General features: G+C 70.0%; 23 protein-coding genes. 10 read left to right on the top strand and 13 right to left on the bottom strand.

Annotation, left to right across the window (positions count from 1 at the left end; translation table 11 throughout):
- Positions 1-3: 3 nt before the first annotated feature.
- Entirely contained in the window at positions 4-351 is a 348-nt protein-coding gene (locus LG391_RS07900) for an antibiotic biosynthesis monooxygenase (protein ID WP_225767427.1), read from the top strand.
- Positions 352-354: 3 nt separating this feature from the next.
- Here LG391_RS07900 and LG391_RS07895 read toward each other — a convergent pair whose 3' ends face one another.
- Positions 355-1,521, bottom strand: a complete 1,167-nt coding sequence (locus tag LG391_RS07895; protein ID WP_225767426.1) for a M20 aminoacylase family protein — start codon at positions 1,519-1,521, stop codon at positions 355-357.
- Positions 1,522-1,654: 133 nt separating this feature from the next.
- Between LG391_RS07895 and LG391_RS07890 the strand changes: the two genes are divergently transcribed.
- Complete coding sequence (locus LG391_RS07890; RefSeq protein ID WP_225767425.1) at positions 1,655-3,187, top strand: acyl-CoA carboxylase subunit beta; 1,533 nt, start codon at positions 1,655-1,657, stop codon at positions 3,185-3,187.
- A 9-nt stretch (positions 3,188-3,196) separates the two neighbouring features.
- On the opposite strand, the gene LG391_RS07885 is transcribed toward LG391_RS07890, so the two are convergent.
- On the bottom strand, positions 3,197-3,937 hold the full coding sequence (locus LG391_RS07885) for a sulfite exporter TauE/SafE family protein (protein ID WP_225767424.1): 741 nt from the start codon (positions 3,935-3,937) through the stop codon (positions 3,197-3,199).
- A 98-nt stretch (positions 3,938-4,035) separates the two neighbouring features.
- On the opposite strand from LG391_RS07885, the gene LG391_RS07880 reads away from it, so the two are divergent.
- Together LG391_RS07880 and LG391_RS07875 are read left to right on the top strand one after the other, a co-directional pair.
- Positions 4,036-4,944, top strand: coding sequence for a LysR substrate-binding domain-containing protein (locus LG391_RS07880; RefSeq protein ID WP_225767423.1), 909 nt, complete (start codon positions 4,036-4,038; stop codon positions 4,942-4,944).
- 31 nt (positions 4,945-4,975) lie between these two features.
- Positions 4,976-5,464 (top strand): hypothetical protein, encoded by a 489-nt coding sequence (locus tag LG391_RS07875; protein WP_225767422.1) that lies wholly within the window; start codon positions 4,976-4,978, stop codon positions 5,462-5,464.
- Between the two features lie 27 nt (positions 5,465-5,491).
- Here the strand turns inward: LG391_RS07875 and LG391_RS07870 are convergent, their stop codons facing one another.
- Positions 5,492-6,406 (bottom strand): pirin family protein, encoded by a 915-nt coding sequence (locus tag LG391_RS07870; RefSeq protein WP_225767421.1) that lies wholly within the window; start codon positions 6,404-6,406, stop codon positions 5,492-5,494.
- Between the two features lie 86 nt (positions 6,407-6,492).
- Here LG391_RS07870 and LG391_RS07865 point away from each other — a divergent pair, with 86 nt between their 5' ends.
- Positions 6,493-7,047, top strand: coding sequence for a PH domain-containing protein (locus LG391_RS07865; protein ID WP_225767420.1), 555 nt, complete (start codon positions 6,493-6,495; stop codon positions 7,045-7,047).
- A gap of 116 nt (positions 7,048-7,163) precedes the next feature.
- Here LG391_RS07865 and LG391_RS07860 read toward each other — a convergent pair whose 3' ends face one another.
- Positions 7,164-8,303, bottom strand: a complete 1,140-nt coding sequence (locus tag LG391_RS07860; protein ID WP_225767419.1) for a hypothetical protein — start codon at positions 8,301-8,303, stop codon at positions 7,164-7,166.
- A gap of 92 nt (positions 8,304-8,395) precedes the next feature.
- Here LG391_RS07860 and LG391_RS07855 point away from each other — a divergent pair, with 92 nt between their 5' ends.
- The gene (locus LG391_RS07855) at positions 8,396-8,905 is read left to right on the top strand and encodes a GNAT family N-acetyltransferase (protein WP_225767418.1); all 510 of its coding nucleotides are present in this window, start codon (positions 8,396-8,398) and stop codon (positions 8,903-8,905) included.
- A gap of 428 nt (positions 8,906-9,333) precedes the next feature.
- Here LG391_RS07855 and LG391_RS07850 read toward each other — a convergent pair whose 3' ends face one another.
- Positions 9,334-10,197 carry a helix-turn-helix domain-containing protein gene (locus LG391_RS07850; protein WP_225767417.1) on the bottom strand — a complete coding sequence of 288 codons (864 nt, stop codon included), beginning with the start codon at positions 10,195-10,197 and terminating at the stop codon, positions 9,334-9,336.
- Positions 10,198-10,353: 156 nt separating this feature from the next.
- On the opposite strand from LG391_RS07850, the gene LG391_RS07845 reads away from it, so the two are divergent.
- From LG391_RS07845 to LG391_RS07830, 4 genes are all read left to right on the top strand, one after another.
- Positions 10,354-11,307 carry a phytanoyl-CoA dioxygenase family protein gene (locus tag LG391_RS07845; RefSeq protein WP_225767416.1) on the top strand — a complete coding sequence of 318 codons (954 nt, stop codon included), beginning with the start codon at positions 10,354-10,356 and terminating at the stop codon, positions 11,305-11,307.
- Positions 11,308-11,380: 73 nt separating this feature from the next.
- A complete protein-coding gene (locus LG391_RS07840) occupies positions 11,381-12,205 on the top strand; it encodes an SDR family NAD(P)-dependent oxidoreductase (protein WP_225767415.1) in 825 nt (274 codons plus the stop codon).
- 67 nt (positions 12,206-12,272) lie between these two features.
- Positions 12,273-13,043, top strand: a complete 771-nt coding sequence (gene lepB / locus LG391_RS07835) for a signal peptidase I (protein WP_225767414.1) — start codon at positions 12,273-12,275, stop codon at positions 13,041-13,043.
- Positions 13,044-13,165: 122 nt separating this feature from the next.
- The gene (locus LG391_RS07830; protein ID WP_225767413.1) at positions 13,166-14,323 is read left to right on the top strand and encodes an IS110 family transposase; all 1,158 of its coding nucleotides are present in this window, start codon (positions 13,166-13,168) and stop codon (positions 14,321-14,323) included.
- Between the two features lie 500 nt (positions 14,324-14,823).
- Here the strand turns inward: LG391_RS07830 and LG391_RS07825 are convergent, their stop codons facing one another.
- The 8 genes from LG391_RS07825 to LG391_RS07790 form a co-directional block, all read right to left on the bottom strand.
- Positions 14,824-15,171, bottom strand: a complete 348-nt coding sequence (locus tag LG391_RS07825; protein ID WP_225767412.1) for a RidA family protein — start codon at positions 15,169-15,171, stop codon at positions 14,824-14,826.
- 29 nt (positions 15,172-15,200) lie between these two features.
- Positions 15,201-16,172 (bottom strand): adenosine deaminase, encoded by a 972-nt coding sequence (locus LG391_RS07820; RefSeq protein ID WP_225767411.1) that lies wholly within the window; start codon positions 16,170-16,172, stop codon positions 15,201-15,203.
- Positions 16,173-16,185: 13 nt separating this feature from the next.
- Entirely contained in the window at positions 16,186-17,136 is a 951-nt protein-coding gene (locus tag LG391_RS07815) for a DMT family transporter (protein WP_225767410.1), read from the bottom strand.
- Positions 17,137-17,138: 2 nt separating this feature from the next.
- Positions 17,139-18,464 (bottom strand): thymidine phosphorylase, encoded by a 1,326-nt coding sequence (gene deoA / locus LG391_RS07810; protein WP_225767409.1) that lies wholly within the window; start codon positions 18,462-18,464, stop codon positions 17,139-17,141.
- 124 nt (positions 18,465-18,588) lie between these two features.
- Positions 18,589-19,005, bottom strand: a complete 417-nt coding sequence (locus LG391_RS07805; RefSeq protein WP_225767408.1) for a cytidine deaminase — start codon at positions 19,003-19,005, stop codon at positions 18,589-18,591.
- A 3-nt stretch (positions 19,006-19,008) separates the two neighbouring features.
- On the bottom strand, positions 19,009-19,977 hold the full coding sequence (locus LG391_RS07800) for an ABC transporter permease (RefSeq protein WP_225767407.1): 969 nt from the start codon (positions 19,975-19,977) through the stop codon (positions 19,009-19,011).
- Positions 19,974-21,152, bottom strand: a complete 1,179-nt coding sequence (locus tag LG391_RS07795; RefSeq protein ID WP_225767406.1) for an ABC transporter permease — start codon at positions 21,150-21,152, stop codon at positions 19,974-19,976. Before LG391_RS07795 ends, LG391_RS07800 begins: the two co-directional genes overlap by 4 nt.
- Positions 21,149-22,717 carry an ABC transporter ATP-binding protein gene (locus tag LG391_RS07790; protein ID WP_225767405.1) on the bottom strand — a complete coding sequence of 523 codons (1,569 nt, stop codon included), beginning with the start codon at positions 22,715-22,717 and terminating at the stop codon, positions 21,149-21,151. The genes LG391_RS07795 and LG391_RS07790 overlap by 4 nt, the downstream gene beginning before the upstream one ends.
- Positions 22,718-22,738: the final 21 nt, after the last annotated feature.

Raw genomic sequence — 22,738 nt, 5'->3', positions numbered from 1 at the left:
ACGATGAGCGACAATGCCAAGCGACCCGCAATCGCCCGGATCTGGCGCGGCCGCACCCGGCCCGAGCGGGCCGACGAGTACGAGGCCTACAATTACGAGGTCGGGATCAAACCCCTGATCGAGAAGGCGCTGGGGGTGCAGACCTTCCGCGAGGACCGCGACACCCACTCCGAGTTCATGACGATCTCCTATTGGGAGAGCGTCGAGGCGATGGCGCGGTTCACCGGCAGCGATCCGACCCGGATCCACCATCTGGACCGGGACGCGGAGTTCCTGATCGAGCTGCCGACCGAGGTGCAGATCCTGGAGATCCGCGCCTCGCACGGCGACACCGGCGGCGACGGCCGGTGACGCTCACCCCGTCTTCTTCAGCCGGGTCTCCACCAGCCGCGACCACAGCGTGGCGCCGACCGGCAGGATCTCGTCGTTGAAGTCGTAATGCGGGTTGTGCACCGGAACGCTGCCCTTGCCGTTGCCGATGAACAGGAAGGCGCCCGGCTTCTCCGCCAGCATGTAGGCGAAATCCTCCGACGCCATGACGATGGCGCCGTCGCCGTCGACCGCATCGGCGCCCAACGCCTCCACCGCGGCCTCGGCGACCCAGGCCGTCTCCGCGTCGTCGTTGATCACGGGAATGACCTTGATCTGCACCTTGGGCTCGGCCCGGCCGCCGAAGGCGGCGGCGACGTCGCGGGCGATCGTCTCGATCCGCGCCTTCAGCGCCTCCAGCACCTCCATCCGCAGCGCGCGGAAGGTGCCGCGCAGCACGGCGGTGTCGGGGATCACGTTGTAGGCGTCGCCGGCATGGATCTGGGTGACGCTGACCACGGCGGAATCGAGGGCGGCGACGTTGCGGGCCACCACGCTCTGCAGCGCCGTCACCACATGCGCGGCGATCAGCACCGGGTCGACCCCCGTCTCCGGCAGCGCGCCATGGGCGCCGCGGCCGGCGATCTCGATGTCGAAGATGCCGCCGCCGGACATGGTCGCGCCCGGGCGGACCATGACCCGGCCGGCCTCCAGCGTGTGGAAGTTGTGCATGCCGAACACGGCCTCGCAGGGGAACTGGTCGAACAGCCCGTCGGCGATCATCGCCTGGGCGCCGCCGCGGCCCTCCTCGGCCGGCTGGAAGATGAAGTGCACCGTGCCGTCGAAGTTGCGTGTCGCCGCCAGATAGCGGGCCGCGCCCAGCAGCATGGTGGTGTGGCCGTCATGGCCGCAGGCATGCATGGTGCCGGCGGTCCGCGACCGGTGGCCGAAGCCGTTCGCCTCCTGCATCGGCAGCGCGTCCATGTCGGCGCGCAGCGCGATCGCCCGCGGATTGTTGCCGACCCTCAGCGTGCCGACCACGCCGGTCCTGCCGATCCCGGTCGCCACCTCGCAGCCGAAGGCGCGCAGCCGCTCCGCCACCAGGGCGCTGGTGCGGTGCTCCTCGAAGCCCAGCTCGGGATGGGCGTGGATGTCCCGGCGCCATTCGGTCAGCTCGTCGGCGAAGCCGGCGATCATCGGGTCGATCTTCATGGCTGGTCCTCGCGGGAATGTCAGACGATATCAGGACCCAAGGCCTAGCGGCTGGCAAGCCCCGATCTCGCCCATCCTCCCGCCGCGTGCTATTGCAGGCGGATGACGCTTTGCGGACATCCGCGGGGGGAGAATGCGCGAGATCCTTGAGGTGCTCGAGAAGAAGCGCGCGGCGGCGCGCCTCGGCGGCGGCAGGAAGCGGGTCGAGGCCCAGCACGCCAAGGGCAAGCTGACGGCGCGCGAGCGTCTCGAAGTCTTCCTCGACCCCGGCTCCTTCGAGGAATGGGACATGTTCGTCGAGCACCGCTCGGCGGATTTCGGGATGGCCGAGCAGAAGGTGCCGGGCGACGGCGTGGTCACCGGCTTCGGCACCGTCGACGGCAAGCTGGTCTTCGTCTTCAGCCAGGACTTCACGGTGTTCGGCGGCTCGCTGTCCGAGGCGCATGCCGAGAAGATCTGCAAGATCATGGACCAGGCGATGAAGGTCGGCGCGCCGGTCATCGGCCTGAACGATTCGGGCGGCGCCCGGATCCAGGAGGGCGTGGCCTCGCTCGGCGGCTATGCCGAGGTGTTCCAGCGCAACGTCCTGGCCTCGGGCGTGGTGCCGCAGATCTCGCTGATCATGGGGCCCTGCGCCGGCGGCGCCGTCTATTCCCCGGCGATGACCGACTTCATCTTCATGGTGAAGGACAGCTCCTACATGTTCGTCACCGGCCCGGACGTGGTGAAGACGGTGACGCATGAGGTGGTGTCGGCCGAGGATCTCGGTGGCGCCGTCACCCACACCGCCAGGTCCGGCGTCGCCGACCTGGCCTTCGAGGACGATGTCGAGGCGCTGCTGCGGCTGCGCGACTTCGTCGGGTTCCTGCCATCCTCGAACCGCGCCCCGGCGCCGATCCGTCCGACCGAGGACCCGGCCGACCGGCCGGAGATGTCGCTCGACACCCTGATCCCGGCCAACCCGAACAAGCCCTACGACATGAAGGAGCTGATCGGGAAGGTGGTGGACGAGGGCGACTTCTTCGAGCTGCAGCCGGCCTTCGCCGGCAACATCGTCATCGGCCTGGCGCGGATGCAGGGCCGCACCGTCGGCATCGTCGCCAACCAGCCGATGGTGCTGGCCGGCTGCCTGGACATCGATTCCAGCCGCAAGGCGGCACGCTTCGTCCGCTTCTGCGACGCCTTCAACATCCCGATCGTCACCTTCGTCGACGTGCCGGGATTCCTGCCCGGCACCAGCCAGGAATACGGCGGCATCATCAAGCACGGCGCCAAGCTGCTGTTCGCCTATGCCGAGGCGACGGTGCCGAAGGTCACGGTGATCACCCGCAAGGCCTATGGCGGGGCCTATGACGTGATGGCGTCGAAGCATCTGCGCGGCGACGTCAACTACGCTTGGCCGACGGCGGAGATCGCGGTGATGGGGCCGAAGGGCGCCGTCGAGATCATCTTCCGCGCCGATCTCGGCGATGCCGAGAAGATCGCGGCGCGAACCGAGGAGTACCGCGAGAAATTCGCCAACCCCTTCGTCGCCGCGGCGCGCGGCTATGTCGACGACGTGATCATGCCGCACAACACCCGGCGCCGGATCTGCAAGGCCCTGGCGATGCTGGCCGACAAGAAACTCGAGAACCCCTGGAAGAAGCACGACAACCTGCCCCTGTGACAGGCGGCGTCACAGCAGCGGCCGCAGCGCCAGGTCGAGGCCGAGCAGCAGCAGCCCGAGGAAGAACCAGCGCCGGAACACCTCCGGCCGTACCCTGAGGCGCAGCCATTGCCCGGCGGCCATGCCGAGCAGCGCCGGCGCCAGCGCCAGCAGCGAGGTGCCGGCGGCCGCCAGCGGGAAGGCGCCGTCCCGCGCCAGGCCGGCGGCCAGCGCCAGGGTCGAGACGGTGAAGGACAGGCCCAGCGCCTGCACCAGGTCCTCCTTCTCCAGCCCCAGCGCCTGCAGGAACGGCACTGCCGGGATGACGAAGACCCCGGTGGCGGCGGTGACCAGGCCGGTGGCGGCGCCGACCGGGGCCGACCACCAGCGCTCCGCCCGGGGCGGCACCGAGAAGCGCGGACCCGCCAGGCCGATCGCGGCGTAGACGACCAGCGCCGCGCCGAGCGCGGTGGTGGCGCGCCCGGCGCCAGTGCCGGTCAAGAGGCCGGCCCCGGCCCAGGTGCCAAGGCAGATCCCGGCCATCATCGGCCACAGCCGGCGCAGCAGCCCGCCGAAGCGCGGCCCGGCGAAGAGCTGCCAGAGATTGGTCACCAGCGACGGCACCACCAGCAGTGCCGCGGCCTGGGCCGGCGCCATGGCCAGGCCGAGCAGCCCCATCGCCACCGTCGGCAGGCCGAGCCCGACCACGCCCTTGACGAAGCCGGCGAGCAGGAAGGTGAGGGCGACGAGGAGCAGCAGCGGGTCGGTCATGGCCGGAGCTTGCTCGGAGCCGCCGCCGGCGACAATGTGGGAAGGACGGAGCCAGCCTTCGGCCAGGGCGAAGGCTGGCTCCGTCGGAGGAGGTGCCGATGCGCTTCGACCTGACCGATCTGCGCCTGTTCCTGCATGTCGCCGAGGCCGGCAGCATCACCGCCGGCGCCGAGCGGGCGAGCCTGGCTCTCGCCTCGGCCAGCGCCCGCATCCGCGGCATGGAGGCGGCGGCCGGCACGGCGCTGCTGCGGCGCGGCCGGCGCGGCGTGGCCCCGACCCCGGCCGGCGAGGCGGTGCTGCACCACGCCCGGCTGGTGCTGCAGCAGATGGAGCGGCTGCGCGGCGAGCTCGGCGACTATGCCCGCGGCCTCAAGGGCCATGTCCGCATCCTCGGCAACACCGCGGCGGTGACCGAGTTCCTGCCCGAGCCCCTGGCCGCATGGCTGGCCGCCCATCCCCGCATCGACATCGACCTGGAGGAGCGGCCGAGCCACGCCATCGTCGAGGCGGTGGCCGCCGGGCTGGCCGATCTCGGCATCGTCGCGGACATGGCCGAGGGCGGCGGGGTCGAAGGGCTGGAGCGCATCCCGTTCCGGATCGACCGGCTGGTGCTGGCGGTGCCGCGCGGCCACCCGCTGGCCGCCCGCCGCCGCATCGCCTTCGCCGAGGCGCTGGGCGAGGATTTCGTGGGCCTGAGCCCCGGCAGCGCGCTGCAGGACCATCTCGCCCGCCACGCCGCCCGGGCCGGCCGTCCGCTCAAGCTGCGGGTCCGGCTCGGCGGCTTCGACGCCGTATGCAGGATGGTGGAGCAGGGCGTCGGCCTGGCGGTGGTGCCGGAGACGGCGGCGCGGCGCTGCCGCCGCAGCATGGCGGTCCGGGCAGTGCCGCTGTCCGATCCTTGGGCGCTGCGCCGCCTGTCGATCTGCGTCCGCCGCCTCGACGCCCTGCCGGTTCATGCCAGGCGGCTGGTGGAGCATCTGGCGCAGGACGCTACGGCAGGCCAATAATCGCGAGTTGGCGCGCTGCATGGGGGGCATCTTGCTGACGAGACTCAATTTCGCCGGGTTCGCGATCCTGTCGCTGCTGGCCGTCGTGCTGGTCGGTTGCAACCACAAGATGACGCAACGCTTTGATCCAGCGGAGTATTCGGCATATGCAGGGCCGGGCGACGGCGCGATCCTGGGTCAGGGATTCCTGCGTGACCGCGGTCGCCGCATCGTCCCCTGTGCGCGTCAGCTGGTCATCATCACGCCCGCGACGGCATACACCCGCGAGTGGGCGATGTCCCTCAGACGCGGTTGGGATACGGACAGCTCCGAGATCACCCGCTTGCGAGACCACGGCATCGGGCGATCGGCCGTATGCGATCTGGACGGCCGCTTCACCATAGAGAATCTTAAGCCCGGTCGCTGGATTGCTGTGATCGCCGTGATCTTCCCGGTGGGATACCCGGCCGTGGGCGACGCCATTTGGGGCGAGGTCGATGTCCGGCCGGGCCAAGCCGCGGAACTGACCCTGACCCAGTAAGGGTCGGATCATCGTTTATCAGCACCGTCACCGCTCCGGCAGCGGCAGCCGCTCGGTCTCGTCCGGGATGGTGCCGAAGCGGCCCTCGCGCCAGTCTTCCTTGGCCTGCTCGATGCGCTCGCGGCTGCGGGCGACGAAGTTCCACCACAGCTTGCGCGGGCCGTCGAGCGGCTCGCCGCCGAACACCAGGAGGCGCGTCTCCTCCAGCGCCTGGACCTCGACCATGTCGCCGGGGCGCAGCACCAGCAGGCGCTGCGGCGGGAAGTCGTCGCCGCCGATCCGGACACTGCCGGAGACGACATAGACCGCCCGCTCCTCATGCTCGGCCGGCAGCGGCAGCACCGCCCCGGCCTGCAGCGCCGCGTCGAGATAGAGCGTCTCGGAGAAGGTGGCGACCGGCGAGCGCGCGCCATAGGCCGAACCGACGATCAGCCGCACGGACTTGCCGGCATCCTCGATCACCGGCAGGTCGTCGACGCCGTGATGGGCGAAGCTAGGGGCCACCTCCTCATAGGGGGCGGGCAGGGCCACCCAGGTCTGCACCCCGAACAGGGTCGATCCGCTGGCGCGCAGGGCCGGCGGCGTGCGCTCGGAATGGGCGATGCCGCTGCCGGCGGTCATCCAGTTGACGTCGCCGGGGCGGATCAGCTGGCGGGTGCCCAGGCTGTCGCGATGCGTCTGCTCCCCGGCGAACAGATAGGTCACGGTGGCCAGGCCGATATGCGGGTGCGGCGGCACGTCGATGCCTTCGCCGGCGCCGAACAGGGTCGGGCCCATCTCATCGACGAAGACGAAGGGGCCGACCGAGCGCTTCTGCATCGACGGCACGGCGCGCCGCACCTCGAAGCCGCCGATGTCGGCGGTGCGCGGGATCACCACGGTCTCGATGAAGGGGCAGGGCGTCTCGCCGACGGCGGGATCGCGGGTCGGTTGCCAGCTCATCGTCTCTCCTGTGCCGGCGGACGCGGATGGACGGCCGTGCCGTTCGACCGTACCCTTCGCTCCGGCATCAGCCAAGGGGAGCAATGATGGCCGAGACCACCCGGGACGCCGCCCAGGATACTCCGACCGGGGCCGCCGGCGAGACCGTGATCTGGAAGATCCGCACCGCGTTGCGCGCGACCTTTTACATCTGGGTGCCGGCCATCGTGCTGGCGGTGCTGCTCGGCCTCGTCGGCGGACCGCTGGCCGCGGTGCCGATCGTTCTGGCCCTGGTCTGGACCGCCTGGCGCTGGCTGACCAGCTACGAGCTCACCAGCGAGCGGCTGATCATCCGCTCAGGCTTCCTGGTGCGGAAGCGCGAGGAGGTGGAGCTGTTCCGGGTGCGCGACTTCTCGCTGTCGCGGCCGCTGCACTGGCTGGTGCTGGGGCTGGGCACGGTCGGACTGACCACGCGCGACCAGTCGGCCCCGAACATACTGATCGGCCCGATCGCCATGCCGGAGACCCGGCTGGATGAGCTGCGCCGGGCCACCGTGGCGCGGCAGAACCGGGTGCGCTTCCGCGAGGTCGAGGTGTCCTCGGCCGGCGACGAGACGCATGGCGGCGACCATGGCCATGGCGGCGGGGCGCTGCCGGGGTAGCCTTTCGCGCCCCTAAAGCTGTCATGCCCGGGCTTGATCCGGGCATCCAGAGACTGTCGACATCTTCTGGATTGCCGGGTCAAGCCCGGCAATGACAGGGAAGGAAGAAGCGAGGCTCACTCGTCGTTGAACGGCCCGATCATCAGCGGCTCGAGCTTGAACCAGTTGCCGAGCTGGCTGTAGGTCAGCTTCACCGGCTTCAGGTCCCAATACACCTCCGACCGGGTCGGGCCGATGCATTCCATCTGACCGGATTCGTTCTTCTCGCGGCGGCAGCCATCCTCGCTGTCGAGGTAGTAGACGCGGCCGTAGAGCCCGGCCTGGTCCTGCTCCACCGTGCCGAAGAACGCCTCGACATCGGCATCCTTGTTCTCGCCGCCGAAGAAGGCTTCCTCCGGCTTCACCACCGGCTCGTTGAAGCGCAGGTTGTAGTCGTAATAGCCGGTGTAGTTGCGGCTCTGCCCCTTGGCGTCGGTGAAGTTGCCCTCTTCCTCGACATAGCGGATCGAGCCGGTGACCTTGTCGGTGTAGGCCTGGTTGCCGACGGCGTATTGAAAGGTGATGCCGTTGTTGTCGGTCAGCCAGTTGCCGAGCTCGTAATCGTAGTCGAGATTGCCCGACACCCGCGTCTGCGGCAGGAAGGAGAACGGGCCCGGCGCCAGCACCAGCCCCTGGAAGGACAGCGGGTCCGGGTTCTTCACCTGGATCGTCACCACCTTGCCGTTGACGGTGCGGGAATACAGCTTGTCGGCGGCCTTGGAGGCGCGGCTGATCTGCTCGCCCAGCTCCCACCAGCGGGTCACCTCGCGGCCCTGGATGACGCCGCCGAACTTCCCGCTGGATTGCTGGCCCTTGACGATGTCGAGCCGCAGATTGCCGGATTCGGGCTGGTAGCGCCCGCCCTCGTCGATCGGCGTCTCGCCGCGCAGGATCGCCACTTCCTTGGCCACCTGGCTCGGGTTCTGCGGGTTGTTGACGTCGATCTTGAGGCTGTAGGTGATGGTGTCCTCCGGCTTGCGCTGGGCCGAGCCGGAATAGGCCATCAGGTCCGCGACCGTGAGATTCTCGATGCTGTAGACGTCGAGGCCGTTGCTGTTGCGGACGCTGCGCGAGTTGAAGTCGATGGTCATGTGGCCGGTGACCTTGGCGCCGTCGGTCACGGTCTGCAGGCCGCGGTTGCCGCTCTGGGCCCAGGCCGGCGCCGCCGCAAGCAGTGCGGCCAAGGTCGCGACGCCCGCTGTCACGCGATGAGTCATGGTCTCCCCCTTCGAATCTGCCTTGGGCGGGGCTGTCTCCGCCGGCCGCAGTCTGGCACTGCATATTGGGGCAGGCGACTCGGGGCTTTTCGATGGCGAAGACGGGGCAGGGCGGCGGCGGGGTGGCCGTGACGGTGCGGCCGATGCGCGGCGACGCGGTGGAGATCGCGGCGGTGGTGGCGCTGATCCGCGGCGCCTTCGCGGATTACATCGACCGGCTCGACCCGCCGCCCAGCGCGGTGCGCGAGACGGCGGAGAGCGTGGCGGCGCTGCTGGACCGCGAGCACGGGCTGGTGGCCGAGGTGGGCGGCGCGGCGGTCGGCTGCCTGTTCCTGCAGCGGCGCGACGGCGGCGACATCTATATCGGCCGGGTCGCGGTGGCCCGCGCGCATCGCCGCGGCGGCGTCGGCCGGGCGCTGATGGCGGCGGCCGAGGCGGAGGCGCGGCGGCTGGGCGGGGGGCGGCTGACGCTCGGCGTCCGCCTGGCGCTGGACGGCAACCGCCGGTTCTTCGCCTCGCTCGGCTTCGCCGAGGGCGCGCTGCACGCCCATCCCGGCTACGACCGGCCGACCTGGTTGGAGATGACGAAGGCGATTGGGTGAGGGGCAGCTGTGCCGACTTGGGCCGCTTTCGACCCCAAGCGTCACCACGGCTTTGCCGATTGACGGAGCGAGCGCATGCAGAGCCGATGGGAGCGGTCTTTTGGTCCAATTCTCATGCTAAGCTCGCGACAAACAGGCAGCATTACGAGAAGCCATTATGGGCGGTACGAACCCACAAAAAATTTTACCGCCGCCGCGGAAACTATTCTGGCGAGACCCGCTTCGCCTCGTCATGATGAGGGCTTGCAATCGGACTCAGCGGATCGGTGTTGGGGGATCAGTATCCGATCGCATCCGACCTGGGCTTAATCGGTATGGCACTGGGAGTTTCTGCAGCTATTGCCGTGCAGATTCGAAAGAGAAGTGGCCGCGACTAAAAAGTACCGTTTTCCGCCCTTTGGCGACAGCCGCATCACGGACAGGCCGCCTCACCCCCGAAAGCTCCGACGGAACTCGCGCGGGGTCATCGCCTTCAGCGCCCGGAACTGGCGGTTGAAATTGGCGATGTTTTGATAGCCGACCTCGTCCGCGACATGGGCGATCGGCCGGTCGCTGTTGATCAGGAGCGAGCAGGCCTGGCCGATGCGCAGCTGGGCGACGTAGCGCGACACGGTCAGACGGGTGTGGCGGCGGAAGAAGCGGTGGAAGGCCGAGGGGCTGAGGCAGGCCAGGCCGGTCAGCGCCGCGATCGGGATCTCGTCGCGATAATGCGCATGGATGTGGTTCAGCACCCGGTCGATCCGCGCCTGCTCCGGCGCCGCCACGGCGGCCGGCAGCGGCGCCGGGGCGGCCAGCGGCGCCCGGCCCTCGTCCCGCGCCAGGACGGTCAGCACCTCGATCAGCCGCAGCAGCCGACCGGCGGGGTCGAGCTCCGGCATCGCCTCGATCGCCGGCCGCACCGATGCGGAGGCAAGGGCGGAGAAGGCGAGGCCGCGTCCGGCCTCGTCGAGGATGCGCCCGACCGGCCGCAGTTCGGCCAGCGAGCCCACCAGCCGTGCCGCCCAGTCCGGCGAGAACCACATCACCAGGGCGATGTGCGGCCGGGCCGGGTCGATCCGCTCGCGCGAGCACCAGGTGTGCGGCAGGTTGGGGCCGACCAGCACCAGGTCGCCGTCGTCGTATTGCCCGAGATGGTCGCCGACATGGCGCTGGCCGCGGCTGTTCAGGGTCAGCGTCAGCTCGAATTCCGGGTGGTAGTGCCATTCGAACGGGATGGCGTCGTCCAGCCGCCGGTTCAGCAGCGTCCAGGACGCATCCCCCGGCACCGTCACCTTCTCGAAGATCGGCTGCATGGCCAGAACTGATACGCAATGACGGCCCGCACTTGGCCGGACGCGACTCCAGTATCAGTTTTTGGCATGCGGCGCCAACATGGCGCAACCGAACGGCGCTACAGTCCCGGACATGGACGGCGGACCGCCGCCGCACTGCTCAGGGGAAACGCCACGATGGACCGCTATCAGTACGGGGATAACCGGCCGGGCAACGCCTCGGTCTCCTACGCCTTCGACACCCAGCTCAAGGATATCGAGAAGACGCTGCCGCTGCGCGTCCTGTCCGCCGAGGACTGGCAGCACTGGATCACCTGGGGCTATGTCGTCGTCCCGAACGCCGTCCCGGCCGAGAACATCCGCCGCACCTGCGACCTGCTGTGGGAGTTCCAGGAGATGGACCCGGCGGATCCGGAGAGCTGGACCAAGCCCCAGCTGCGCGACCATGCGATGAAGGAGCTGAACAACAGCGGCATGGTCGAGATCTACAACCATCAATTCCTGTGGGACAACCGCCAGCACCAGCGGGTCTACGACGCCTTCGTCGACATCTGGGACACCGAGCGCCTGTGGGTCACGATCGACCGCGCCAACCTGAACCCGCCGAACCGGCAGGCGCGCGGCTTCAACGGCTTCATCCACTGGGACGCCGACACCTCGCTGACGCCGCTGCCGGTGAACTGCCAGGGCGTGCTGTCGCTGGTCGACACCGATCCGGAGATGGGCGGCTTCCAATGCGTGCCGGAGCTGTTCCGGACACTGGAGGTCTGGCGCGAGACCCAGCCGGCCGACCGCAACCCCTGGGCGCCGGACACCACCGGCTTCGAGATCAAGAACATCACCATGAAGGCCGGCGACCTCCTGATCTTCAACAGTCTGCTGGCCCACGGCATCCGGCCGAACCGGTCGCAGGACCGGGTGCGGATGGCGCAGTACATCTCGATGACCCCGGCGGACGAGGGCAACGCCGAGCTGCGCGAGTGGCGCATCCAGTCCTGGCGCGACCGCGAGCCGCCGAAGGGCTATGCCTTCCCCGGTGATCCGCGGGAATGGGAGAAAACCCGCTACGAGCGTGCCCGCCTGACCCCGCTCGGCGAGAAGCTGCTCGGCCTCGCCTCCTGGGACGAATAGCGGGCATCTGCGGTCCTGTTCGCTCCTTCCTCTCGCCCCCATCTCCTGGGGGCGAGAGGAAGGAGCCCGCACCATGGACCTGCACGGCAAGACCATCCTGATCACCGGCTCGACCGATGGCGTCGGCCGCTGGGTCGCCCGGCGGCTGGCCGCCGACGGCGCCCATGTGCTGCTGCACGGCCGCAGCGAGGAGCGCGGCCGGGCGGTGCTGGAGGCGATCCAGGCCGAGGGTGGAAGTGCCGAGTTCCTGCCGGCCGACCTGTCCTCGCTGGCCGAGGTGCGGCGGCTGGCCGAGGCCGTGCTGGCGCGGCACGACCGTCTCGACGTGCTGATCAACAATGCCGGCATCGGCACCGGCCCGGATCCGGACCGGCGCGAGACCAGCGCCGACGGGCACGAGCTGCGCTTCGCCGTGAACTACCTCGCCGGCTTCCTGCTGACCCGGCTGCTGCTGCCGGCGTTGCGGCGCAGCGCGCCGGCCCGGATCGTCAATGTCGCCTCGGCCGGGCAGCAGGCGATCGATTTCGACGACGTCATGCTGACCCGCGGCTACAGCGGCATCCGCGCCTATTGCCAGAGCAAGCTGGCGCAGATCCTGTTCACCTTCGACTTGGCGGAGGAGCTGCGCGGCAGCGGCGTCACCGCCACCTGCCTGCATCCGGCGACCTATATGGATACCACCATGGTGCGGCAGAGCGGCACGCACCCGATCAGCACGGTCGAGGAGGGCGGCGAGGCGATCCTGGCGCTGGCGGTCTCGCCCGAGCGCGAGGGCGAGAACGGCGTCTACTACAGCGGCCAGCGCCCGGCCCGGCCGCTGGCGCAGGCCGAGGACCCGGTGGCCCGGGAAAAGCTGCGCCGCCTGAGCGCGCAGCTCACCGGCCTCGAGCCGGGCTGATCATGTCCCATTCGTAACTTGTCGGAAGCCGGACGCGGCGCGAAGGTCGCGGCATCGGAGGTGTGCCATGGCGGCCGACACGGCATCGAGGAACGGAGGCGCCCGGCGCTGGCTGCGCGGCGCCGGCGAGCTGGCGGCGCTGCTGCTGGTGATCGCCGCCGGCAAGACCGCCATCGCCGAGCCCTTCTATGTGCCCTCCGGCTCGATGGAGCCGACGCTGCAGATCGGCGACGAGCTGGTGGCGGCGAAGTTCAGCTACGGCTACAGCGCCGCGTCGCTGCCCTTCGGCCTGACCGTGCCGGAGAGCGGCCGGGTTCTGGGCCGGCTGCCGGCGCGCGGCGACGTCGTCGTCTTCCGCTGGCCCGGCGACCCGTCGCAGACCTGGGTCAAGCGGGTGATCGGGCTGCCGGGCGACCGCATCGCGATGCGCGACGGGCGGCTCTGGATCAACGGCGAGCCGGCGGGGCTGCGGCCGGACGGCGAGGGCAGGGTGGAGCGCGGCAACGGCACGACCGCCATCGCCATCCGCGCGGTCGAGACCCTGCCGGGCGGCGTCAGCCACCCGATCTTCAAGCTCTATGCGCGCGGTCCTCTGGACGAGATGGCGGAGGTGACGGTGCCGCCCGGCCATCTCTTCGTCATGGGCGACAACCGCGACAACTCGGCCGACAGCCGTCTGCCGGTCAGCGCGGGTGGCGTCGGCCTGCTGCCCGTCGGTGACCTGGTCGGCAAGGCCGAGGTCGTGGTCGCGTCCTGGGACCTCGGCCGCGCCTCGCAGCCGGTCTGGACCTGGCCTGCCGGCCTGCGGCTGGACCGGTTTCTGTCCGCGATCGAGTGAGGGCGCTGCAAAAGAACCGTCATTGCGAGGAGGCGAAGCCGACGAAGATTCCATGAGGGTGGATAGCGGCCAGGAGTCGGCCCAGGCTGAGGTTGCTATCCCACTCACCCTGGAGACGACCGATGCTCGATCAACCTTGCGAGGGACAGGCCGCTATCCGGACACAGATTGGCGCAATTTTTGTGTCATTGGAACTGAGCCGTTCGAGTTGGCTGATCACCTCACTGTCGCCCGGCGGCGGGGAGAAGATGTCCAAGCACAGCGTCGGGGCGGGCGATGTCGCGGGGCTGCTGGCGCTGTTTGCAGAGTTCAGGCGCAAGGCGGCGATGCGGACGGGCCGGAGCTATCCGATCATCACCGTTCAGGAGACTGGGCTGGACGGGTTCTGGCTGCACCGGGTTCTGTGTCGGGAGGGGATCGAGAGCCACGTGGTGGATCCGGCGTCGATTGCGGCGCCGCGTCGGCGCCGGCGGGCCAAGACGGACCGGCTCGACGGCGAGGCGCTGCTGCGGGCGCTTCTGGCCTACAAGCGCGGCGAGCCGCGGGTCTGCGCCATGGTGGTGGCGCCCTCTCCGGAAGAGGAGGATCGGCGCCGGCTGTGCCGCGAACGCCAGACGCTGATCTGTGAGCGGACCACGCATGTGAACCGGATCAAGGGGCTTCTGTTCGCGCAGGGTATCACCGACTACGCGCCGCAGCGGCGCGACCGGCGGGAGCGGCTTGCGGCCTTGCACACGGCCGACGGGCGGGCGCTGCCGCCGCACTTGACGGCGCAGATCAGCCGCGAGTTGGACCGGCTCGAGCTGCTGGTCGACCAGATCAAGAGGGTCGAGGCCGAGCAGGAGGCCGTGCTGGCCGAGACCGGCGCCGGTGAGACGGCCGCCTCGGAGCCGGTGGCGATGCTGTCGGCAGTGCGGGGGATCGGCGCCACCTTTGCGGCGGTTCTCTGGTCGGAGGGCTTCTATCGATCCTTCGCCAATCGCCGCCAGGTGGCCGCCTATGCGGGGCTGGCGGCGACGCCGTGGCGCAGCGGCAGCATCATGCATGAGCAGGGTGTGTCGAAGGCCGGCAATCCGCGGCTGCGCACCGTGATGATCCAGCTCGCCTGGCTGTGGCTGCGGCACCAGCCGCAGTCGGCCCTGGCACGCTGGTTCCAGGCCCGTGGCCAGCGCGACCGCAAGCGCGCCATCGTCGCCCTGGCGCGCAAGCTTCTGGTGGCCTTGTGGAAGTACGTCACAGCCGGCGTCGTCATCGAGGGCGCGGTGATCAAGACGGCCTGACCACAGGCCGCCGCCCAGCCGTTCCGCCGAGGCCCGATCAGCCTCGGCCGATCCGGGTGGACGAACCGATGGATTGCATGGCTCATCGCCGCAACGAAGACTGGTCTCGTCCTCTCGAGCCTGCCCGCCGCAAGCGGAAGCGTGGTGCTGTCGCCTCGCGCGACGACCGAATGTGAGTTTGATCTGGCCGGCAACCCAGATCGTCGCACCGGCTCGACCCAGGGATCGCCACGGCCCTCCGCTCCGGTGCTGCCGACCGCACCAGCTTGATGGCGCGCTCGATCACGTCAAGACCAAGCCGCTTCGCGGCGCCCCTGCGGGCCGGCCTTGACTTGATCTGCGCGCGCCATCGGTCACGCCATCGCCGCCAGCAACAACGAAAGACCTCTCGCCCCCCCTTGACCCATACACTCCTCATGTGAGCAATCCAGGGGCCACACCAAATGGCCCTGGATTGCTTCGCTGCGCTCGCAATGACGGTCCTTTGAAGGCCGTTGCGATCAGATCGCCGCGGTGACCTGGATCTCGACCCGGTATTCGGGGCCGGCCAGCTTGCTTTCGACCGTGGCGCGGGCCGGGGTGTTGCCGGGCGAGACCCACTTGTCCCAGGCCGCGTTCATCGCCGCGAAATCGGCGATGTCGGCCAGCCAGATGTTGGCGGTCAGCAGCTTGGTCTTGTCGGTGCCGGCCTCGGCCAGCAGGCCGTCGATCGTCGCCAGGATCTGGCGGGTCTGCTCGGTCACGTCCGGGATCGGGTTCTCGGCGACCTGGCCGGCCAGGAACACGCGGTCGCCGTGGATCACCGCCTGGCTCATGCGTGGGCCGACGCCGATGCGCTTGATGGTCATGGAATCCTCTTTCTTCCTTCGGGTTGGGATCAGGACTCGAGCCTGGCGAGAAGCCTGGCCCGGGTGGGTTCGTCGACGAAGGCGGCCTGCAGCGCGGTGCGGGTGACCTGCCGCAGGGCGGCCTCGTCGAGACCGAAATGCCGCTCCGCCACAGCGTATTCATGGCCGATGGTGGTGGCGAAATAGGGCGGGTCGTCACTGTTCAGCGTCACCTTCACCCCGGCTTCCATCAGCCTGCGCAGCGGATGGGCGCGATAGTCCGGATAGACCTTGGTGGCGATGTTGCTGGTCGGGCACACCTCCAGCACCGTGCCGCGGTCGGCCAGCTCGCGCACCAGGGTGGGGTCCTCGATCGAGCGCACGCCGTGGCCGATGCGGGTCACCGGCAGGCGCAGCGCGGCCCACACGCTCTCCGGCCCCGCCGCCTCGCCGGCATGGACGTTGCAGGCCAGGCCGGCCTCGTCATGGGCGATGCGGAAGGCCTGGGCGAACAGCCGCGGCGGGAAGCCGGCCTCGTCGCCGCCCATGCCGAAGCCGGTGACCAGCGGATGCGGGTGCTTCGCCGCCAGCTTCGCGACCTCGACCCCGCGCTCCGCCCCCAGGTGGCGGACGCAGGTGACGATGATGCGGGATTCGATGCCGGTCTCGGCCCGCGCATCCTCGATGCCCTGGACGATGCCGTCGAGATGGCCCTGATAGGACAGGCCGGCCGCGGCGGCATGGTCGGGCGAGGACATCAGCTCGACATAAATCGCACCCTCGGCCGCGCAAGCCTTGAGGTATTCGTAGGTAACGTCGCGATAATCCTGCTCGGTTCTGATCACCGTGCTGGCGAGGTCGTAGACCTTGAGGAAGTGCAGGAAGGTGGTCCAGGCGAACTCGCCCTTGGCGTTGAACAGCTCCGCCGGCAAGGCCATGCCGTGCCGGTCGGCCAGGCGGCGGACCAGGTCCGGGCCGGCCGCGCCCTCCAGATGCAGGTGAAGCTCCGCCTTCGGCAGCATCAGCGAACCTCTATCATGATGCCGGAACCCCGCTTTCGCCGGCCGGGTCGATCGCCCCCGCGGGCGGCGACTTGGCGCGTGTCTCGCGGTGCAGGATGTAGAGGCCGCTGGCGATGACGACCGCCGAGCCGACCCAGATCCACAGATCGGGCACGTCGCCCCACAGCATGAAGCCCAGGCCCACACCCCAGATCATGCCGGTATATTCGAACGGCACCACGATCGACGGCGTGGCCACGCGATAGGCCTGGGCCATCATGATCGCGCCGATGCCGCCGAGCAGGCCGAGCACGGCGAGCAGGCCGGCGTCCTCCCAGGTGGGCGTCACCCAGACGAACGGCATCTGCACCCCGGCCACGACGACGATGACGATGGTGGCATAGAAGATCATCGAGGCGTTGGTCTCGGTGCGGCTGTACAGGCGCATCAGCACCATCGACAGGGCGTAGGCGGCGGTGGCCAGGAGGGCGACGGCGGCGCCGCCGCCGAAGCTGCTGCCCTCGCCGCCCGGCCGGATCATGATCAGCACCCCGGCGAAGCCGACCAGCACGGCCAGCCAGCGCCGCATCCCCACCTTCTCGCCCAGGATCGGCACCGACATCGCGGTGATGAACATCGGCGCGGCGAAGCCGATGGCGTAGGCGTCGGCCAGCGGCATCACCGCGAAGGCCCAGAAGAAGCCGAAGGTGCCGACGACGCCGACCAGACCGCGCAGCAGATGCGCCCCGACCCGCCGGGTCCGCAGCGCCTGCAGCCCCGGCGGCCGGTACAGCATCACCAGCGTCGGGATCAGCCCGATGGTGGCGCGGAAGAACACGATCTGGGCGATCGGATAGCCGGCCGACAGCCATTTGATCATGGCGTCCATGACGCACAGGACGAAGACGCCGCCGGCATAGAGGGCGATGCCCTGTGCCGCCGACTGTTTCGCCTGCGGCGGCGCGGCGACTGCCTGCGCGCCCATGCTCAGGCGATCCGCTCGGCCACCAGCGCCGGCTGGGCCGGGGCGGTATCGGCCACGGTCACGGCGGCGCGGATCGCCGCCTCGGCCGCGGCGGCCGAGGCCTCGTCGCGGGCGTGCAGCAGCGCGAGAGGCCGGCCATTCGGCCCGACGGCCTCGCCGATCGCGGCGATCTCGGTCAGGCCGACGGCGTGGTCGACGCCGTCCTCCGGCCGGGTGCGTCCGCCGCCCAGCGCGACGATGGCGACGCCGATCGCGCGGGCGTCGACCGCGGCGACGACGCCGTCGTGCTCCGCCGCGATCGGGCGAACCACCGGCGCCGCCGGCAGGTGGTCGTCGGCCTTTTCCAGGATGTCGGTCGGGCCGCCCAGATCCCGGACCATGCGGCCGAAGCGCTCCGCCGCGGCGCCGCTGGCGAGCGCATGCTCGACCTTGGCCCGGGCCGCTTCGGCATCGGCGGCCAGGCCGCCGATCACCAGCAGCTCCGCGGTCAGCCGCGCCGTCACCTCCCACAGCCGGGCGTCCTTCGGGCCGCCGGTCAGCAGGTCGATCGCCTCGCGCACCTCGACGGCATTGCCGGCGGCGCGGCCCAGCGGCTGGTTCATGTCGGTCAGCAGGGCGACGGTCGGCAGGCCGCCGCCATTGGCGACGTCGACGATCGACCGGGCCAGGGCGCGGGCATCGCCGATGTCGCTCATGAAGGCGCCGGTGCCGAACTTGACGTCCATCACCAGCCCGCCCAGCCCGGCGGCCATCTTCTTCGACAGGATCGAGGCGGTGATCAGGTCGATCGACTCCACCGTGCCGGTGGTGTCGCGGATGGCGTAGATTCGGCGGTCCGCCGGGGCGATGTCGCGGGTGGCGCCGACCACGGCGCAGCCGGCCGAGCGCACCACCCGGTCCAGCACCTCGGTCTCCGGCTGGCTGACATAGCCCGGGATCGAATCCATCTTGTCCAGCGTGCCGCCGGTGTGGCCCAGGCCGCGGCCGGAGATCATCGGCACGAAGCCGCCGCAGGCGGCGACGATCGGGGCCAGGATCAGGCTGGTCTTGTCGCCGATGCCGCCGGTCGAATGCTTGTCCAGTACCGGGCCCGGAAGATTGGCGGCCGACCAGTCCAGCACCCGGCCGGACCGGGCCATGGCGCGGGTGAAGGCCACCCGTTCCGGCATCGTCATGCCGCGGAAGAAGACCGCCATAGCGAAGGCGGCGATCTGGGCGTCGGTGACGCTGGCGTCCACGGCGCCGCGCACCATCGCCTCGATCTCGGCGTCGCCGAGCACGGCCCCGTCGCGCTTGCGGCGGATGATCTCCTGCGGCAGCAGCGCCATGTCAGCCTCTGCCGGCCGGCGCGACGACGAACTCGGACATGGCGACCCTCGGGCGAATCCGTTTGGACACGGTTGGTTCTTACTAGGACGGGAAGCGGACGGACGCCAGCGCCGTTCTGAGGCCTCAGTCCTGCAGGTTCTCCGGCCCGAAGGAATGCGGCAGCAGGGCGTCGAGCGTCGTGGTCATGCGCAGCCCCTCCGGCCCGCAGACATGGATCTTCGTGTGCCCCCGGGCGAACTCCCGGATGCGCTGCCGGCAGCCGCCGCAGGGCGTGCACAAGAGGGTGTCGCCGGCCTCGCCGCCGATCACCACGATCTCCTCAATCGCCGTGTCGCCGGCCGCGACCATGACGCCGATCGCCGTCGCCTCGGCGCATTGGCTCTGCGGATAGGCGGCGTTCTCGACGTTGCAGCCGGCATGGATGCGGCCGTCCGGCGTGCGGATCGCGGCGCCGACCGGGAAATGCGAATAGGGCACATGGGCATGCGCACGGGCCGCGTTCGCGGCCCGGAACAGCGCCTCGAAGCCGGGATCGGTCATGACTTACCGTTCCTCGACATAGGGCACGCCGCTGGCCTTGGGCGCCGTCGCCCGGCCGATGAAGCCGGCCAGCAGGACCACCGTCAGGATATAGGGCAGCGCCTGGATGAGCTGGACCGGCACCTCGCCGAAGCCCGGGATGACGGTGCCCTGCAGCCGCGCCTCCAGCGCGTCGAGCAGGCCGAACAGCAGGCAGGTCAGCATCACCGGCCAGGGCTTCCATTTGGCGAAGATCAGCGCGGCGAGGGCGAGATAGCCCTTGCCGGCGGTCATGTCGCGGCCGAAGGAGGCGTTCTGCGCCACCGACAGATAGGTGCCGGCGAGGCCGCAGAGGATGCCGGTCAGCACCATCGCCTGGTAGCGCAGCGCCGTCACCGAGATGCCGGCGGTGTCGACCGCCGCGGGGTTCTCGCCCACCGCGCGCAGCCGCAGGCCGAAGCGGGTGCGGTAGACGATCCAGGCCACCAGCGGCACCGCCAGGAAGGCGGCGTAGACCAGCACCGAATGGCCGGAGACCAGCTCGGACCAGATCGGCCCGATCACCGGCACCTCGCGCAGCGTGTCGGCCAGCGGCAGCGCGATCTGCTGGAACCGGGCGTCGCCCTCCAGCGGCGGGGTCTGGCCGCCGCGCTGGTACCAGGCGATGCCGAGCGTGACCGTCAGGCCCGAGGCCAGGATGTTGATGGCGAGGCCGGAGACCACCTGGTTGCCGCGGTGGGTGATCGAGGCGTAGCCGTGCAGCAGCGCCAGCACGACCGACACCACCACGCCCATGCCCAGCCCGGCCCAGGCCGAGCCGGTGGCGGCAGCGGTGGCGGCGGAGGCGAAGGCCGCGGCCAGCATCTTGCCCTCGAGCCCGATATCGACCAGCCCGGCGCGCTCGGCGAACAGGCCGGCCAGCGCCGCCAGCACCAGCGGCGTCGAGGTGCGGATGGTGGCGTCGAGCAGGGCGATGACGTCGAGCAGGGTCATGACGTCGTCCCCTTCGCCGCCTGCAGCGCCGGCCCGCGGCGCCGGAACAGGGCCTCGATCCGCGGCCGGAACAGGTTCTCCAGCGCGCCGGCGAACAGGATCACCAGCCCCTGGATCACCACCACCATCTCGCGCGTGATCTCCGGCATGTCGAAGTTCAGCTCCGTCCCGCCCTGGTAGAGGGCGCCGAACAGCAGCGCCGCGAAGATGATGCCGAAGGGATGATTGCGGCCCATCAGCGACACGGCGATGCCGACGAAGCCGGCCCCGGCGACGAAGTTCAGCAGGATACGGCGCTGCACGCCCATGATCTCGTTCAGCGCGATGAAGCCGGACAGGGCGCCGGAGATGCACATCGCCAGGATGATGATGCCCGCGACCGAGATGCCGCCATAGACCGCCGCGCGCGGGTTCAACCCGACCGTCCGCAGCGCATAGCCCCAGCGGGTGCGCCACACGAAGATCCAGACGAAGACACAGCAGGCCAGCGCCCACAGGAAGGACAGGTTCAGCGGCAGCCGCCGCATCCGGATGCCGAACCAGGCCAGGACCTCGCTGATGGTCGGCAGCACGGTGCCGGCGGCGAAGGCCCGGCTTTCCGGCGACTGCTGGCCCGGCGCGATCAGCACATGGACCATCAGATAGACCATCAGCGACGAGGCGATGAAGTTGAACATGATCGTCGTGATGACGATGTGGCTGCCCCGCTTCGCCTGCAGATAGGCCGGGATGAAGGCCCAGGCGGCGCCGAACAGCGCCGCAGCGACGATCGCCAGCGGCAGCACCAGGATGAAGGGCAGGAAGTCGAGATAGAGGCAGACGAGGCCGACGCCCAGCCCGGCGACATAGGCCTGGCCCTCGGCGCCGATGTTGAACAGGCCGGCATGGAAGGCGACCGCCACCGCCAGGCCGGCGAAGATGAAGTTGGTGGTGTAGTAGAGCGTGTAGCTCCAGTTCGGGAAGCTGCCGAAGGCGCCCTTCAGCAGAAGGCCCGCCGCGCGCACCGGGGTGTAGAAATACTCTGCCCCCGGCAGCGTGCCATCTGCGTACTGGCCCCAATAGATCACCAGCACCACCAGCCCGGCGGCGATGAAGGCCAGGACCAGGTTGACCGCCGGGATCAGCCCGATCGACACCCAGCGCGGCACGTCGGCCGGACGGCCGAACGCGCTCATTCCGCCGCCTCCTGCTGGACGCCGGCCATCATCAGGCCCAGCGACTGCTCGGTGGCGCCGTCGGCCGCGACCTCGCCGACGATCATGCCGTCGAACATGACGAGGATGCGGTCGGCCAGGGAGCGGATCTCGTCCAGCTCGACCGACACCAGCAGGATCGCCTTGCCGCTGTCGCGCAGCGCCACCAGGCGGCGATGGATCGCCTCGATCGCGCCGATGTCGACGCCGCGGGTCGGCTGGCCGACCAGCAGCACCTTGGGGTCGCGCTCGACCTCGCGGCCGACGATGATCTTCTGCTGGTTGCCGCCGGAGAAGTTGGCGGCCTTGAGATGCGGGTTCGGCGGCCGGACGTCGTAGTCCTGCATCAGCCGCTCGCAATGCGCCACCACCTTGCGGCCGTCGGTCATCACCGCGCCGTTATAGGCGGGGTCGGCATGGTGGCCGAGGATCGAGCATTCGGCGGCGCTGAAGGCGGTGACCAGCCCCTCGCGGTGGCGGTCCTCCGGCACATGGCCGACGCCCAGCCGGCGCAGCGTCCCGGCATCGACATGGGGCAGCGACGACAGGGCGGTGCCGCCGACCGCGATGTCGCCCTTGGCCGGTCGGACCATGCCGGCGAGGGCGGCCAGCAGCTCCGACTGGCCGTTGCCGGACACGCCGGCGATGCCGACGATCTCGCCGGCCCGGAGCGCGAAGGACACGTCCTTGACCCGGCGCACGCCCTGGCCGTCGACGACGTCGAGGCCGCGCACCTCCATCAGGGTCTCGCCCGGCCTGGCCGGGGTCTTGTCGACGCGCAGCAGCACCTTGCGGCCGACCATCAGCTCGGCCAGCTGCTCGCGGCTGGTCTCCCGGGTCGCGACATTGGCGACGACGCGGCCCTGCCGCATCACCGTCACCGCATCGGTGATCGCCATGATCTCGCGCAGCTTGTGGGTGATCAGGATCACCGTCTTGCCCTGGGCCCGCAGCGCCGCGAGGATGCGGAACAGGTGGTCGGCCTCCTGCGGCGTCAGCACGCCGGTCGGCTCGTCCAGGATCAGGATGTCGGCGCCGCGGTACAGCGCCTTCAGGATCTCGACCCGCTGCTGCAGCCCGACCGGCAGGTCGCCGACCACGGCGTCGACCGGCACCTCCAGGCTGTATTCGCGTTCCAGCCGCTGCAGCTCGGCCCGCGCCCGGGCCTTGCCGCCGGCCAGCAGCGCGCCGCCCTCGGCGCCGAGGATCACGTTCTCCAGCACCGTGAACGGCTCCACCAGCATGAAGTGCTGGTGCACCATGCCGATGCCGGCGGCGATCGCGTCGCTGGAGGAGGTGATGCGCCGCGGCTGGCCGTCGACCAGGATCTCGCCGCTGTCGGCCTCGTAGAAGCCGTACAGGATCGACATCAGGGTCGACTTGCCGGCGCCGTTCTCGCCGATGATGCCATGGATCGTGCCGGGGGCGATCGTCAGCGACACGTCCTGGTTGGCCTTGACCGGGCCGAAGCTCTTGTTGATGCCGCGCAGCTCGATGGCCGACGGCGCCCCCGTGGGGGCGCCGCCGACCGTCGCGGCGCGGGTCACGCCATCATTGTCCATTGCGGA

It is taken from the genome of Inquilinus sp. Marseille-Q2685, assembly GCF_916619195.1.
GTDB lineage: Bacteria > Pseudomonadota > Alphaproteobacteria > DSM-16000 > Inquilinaceae > Inquilinus.
This window is presented reverse-complemented; position numbering and strand designations above follow the sequence as displayed.

Excerpts from the sequence above, each read along its gene's own strand:
- LG391_RS07795 (WP_225767406.1), bottom strand. The coding sequence starts at position 21,152 with ATGAGCGCGTTCGGCCGTCCGGCCGACGTGCCGCGCTGGGTGTCGATC.
- LG391_RS07820 (WP_225767411.1), bottom strand. The coding sequence starts at position 16,172 with ATGCTGCCGAAGGCGGAGCTTCACCTGCATCTGGAGGGCGCGGCCGGC.
- LG391_RS07865 (WP_225767420.1), top strand. The coding sequence starts at position 6,493 with ATGGCCGAGACCACCCGGGACGCCGCCCAGGATACTCCGACCGGGGCC.
- LG391_RS07800 (WP_225767407.1), bottom strand. The coding sequence starts at position 19,977 with ATGACCCTGCTCGACGTCATCGCCCTGCTCGACGCCACCATCCGCACC.
- LG391_RS07890 (WP_225767425.1), top strand. The coding sequence starts at position 1,655 with ATGCGCGAGATCCTTGAGGTGCTCGAGAAGAAGCGCGCGGCGGCGCGC.
- LG391_RS07860 (WP_225767419.1), bottom strand. The coding sequence starts at position 8,303 with ATGACTCATCGCGTGACAGCGGGCGTCGCGACCTTGGCCGCACTGCTT.
- LG391_RS07815 (WP_225767410.1), bottom strand. The coding sequence starts at position 17,136 with ATGGGCGCGCAGGCAGTCGCCGCGCCGCCGCAGGCGAAACAGTCGGCG.
- LG391_RS07885 (WP_225767424.1), bottom strand. The coding sequence starts at position 3,937 with ATGACCGACCCGCTGCTGCTCCTCGTCGCCCTCACCTTCCTGCTCGCC.
- LG391_RS07830 (WP_225767413.1), top strand. The coding sequence starts at position 13,166 with ATGCTCGATCAACCTTGCGAGGGACAGGCCGCTATCCGGACACAGATT.
- LG391_RS07840 (WP_225767415.1), top strand. The coding sequence starts at position 11,381 with ATGGACCTGCACGGCAAGACCATCCTGATCACCGGCTCGACCGATGGC.
- LG391_RS07845 (WP_225767416.1), top strand. The coding sequence starts at position 10,354 with ATGGACCGCTATCAGTACGGGGATAACCGGCCGGGCAACGCCTCGGTC.
- LG391_RS07850 (WP_225767417.1), bottom strand. The coding sequence starts at position 10,197 with ATGCAGCCGATCTTCGAGAAGGTGACGGTGCCGGGGGATGCGTCCTGG.
- LG391_RS07880 (WP_225767423.1), top strand. The coding sequence starts at position 4,036 with ATGCGCTTCGACCTGACCGATCTGCGCCTGTTCCTGCATGTCGCCGAG.
- LG391_RS07825 (WP_225767412.1), bottom strand. The coding sequence starts at position 15,171 with ATGACCATCAAGCGCATCGGCGTCGGCCCACGCATGAGCCAGGCGGTG.
- LG391_RS07870 (WP_225767421.1), bottom strand. The coding sequence starts at position 6,406 with ATGAGCTGGCAACCGACCCGCGATCCCGCCGTCGGCGAGACGCCCTGC.
- LG391_RS07895 (WP_225767426.1), bottom strand. The coding sequence starts at position 1,521 with ATGAAGATCGACCCGATGATCGCCGGCTTCGCCGACGAGCTGACCGAA.
- LG391_RS07900 (WP_225767427.1), top strand. The coding sequence starts at position 4 with ATGAGCGACAATGCCAAGCGACCCGCAATCGCCCGGATCTGGCGCGGC.
- lepB (WP_225767414.1), top strand. The coding sequence starts at position 12,273 with ATGGCGGCCGACACGGCATCGAGGAACGGAGGCGCCCGGCGCTGGCTG.
- LG391_RS07855 (WP_225767418.1), top strand. The coding sequence starts at position 8,396 with ATGGCGAAGACGGGGCAGGGCGGCGGCGGGGTGGCCGTGACGGTGCGG.
- deoA (WP_225767409.1), bottom strand. The coding sequence starts at position 18,464 with ATGGCGCTGCTGCCGCAGGAGATCATCCGCCGCAAGCGCGACGGGGCC.
- LG391_RS07805 (WP_225767408.1), bottom strand. The coding sequence starts at position 19,005 with ATGACCGATCCCGGCTTCGAGGCGCTGTTCCGGGCCGCGAACGCGGCC.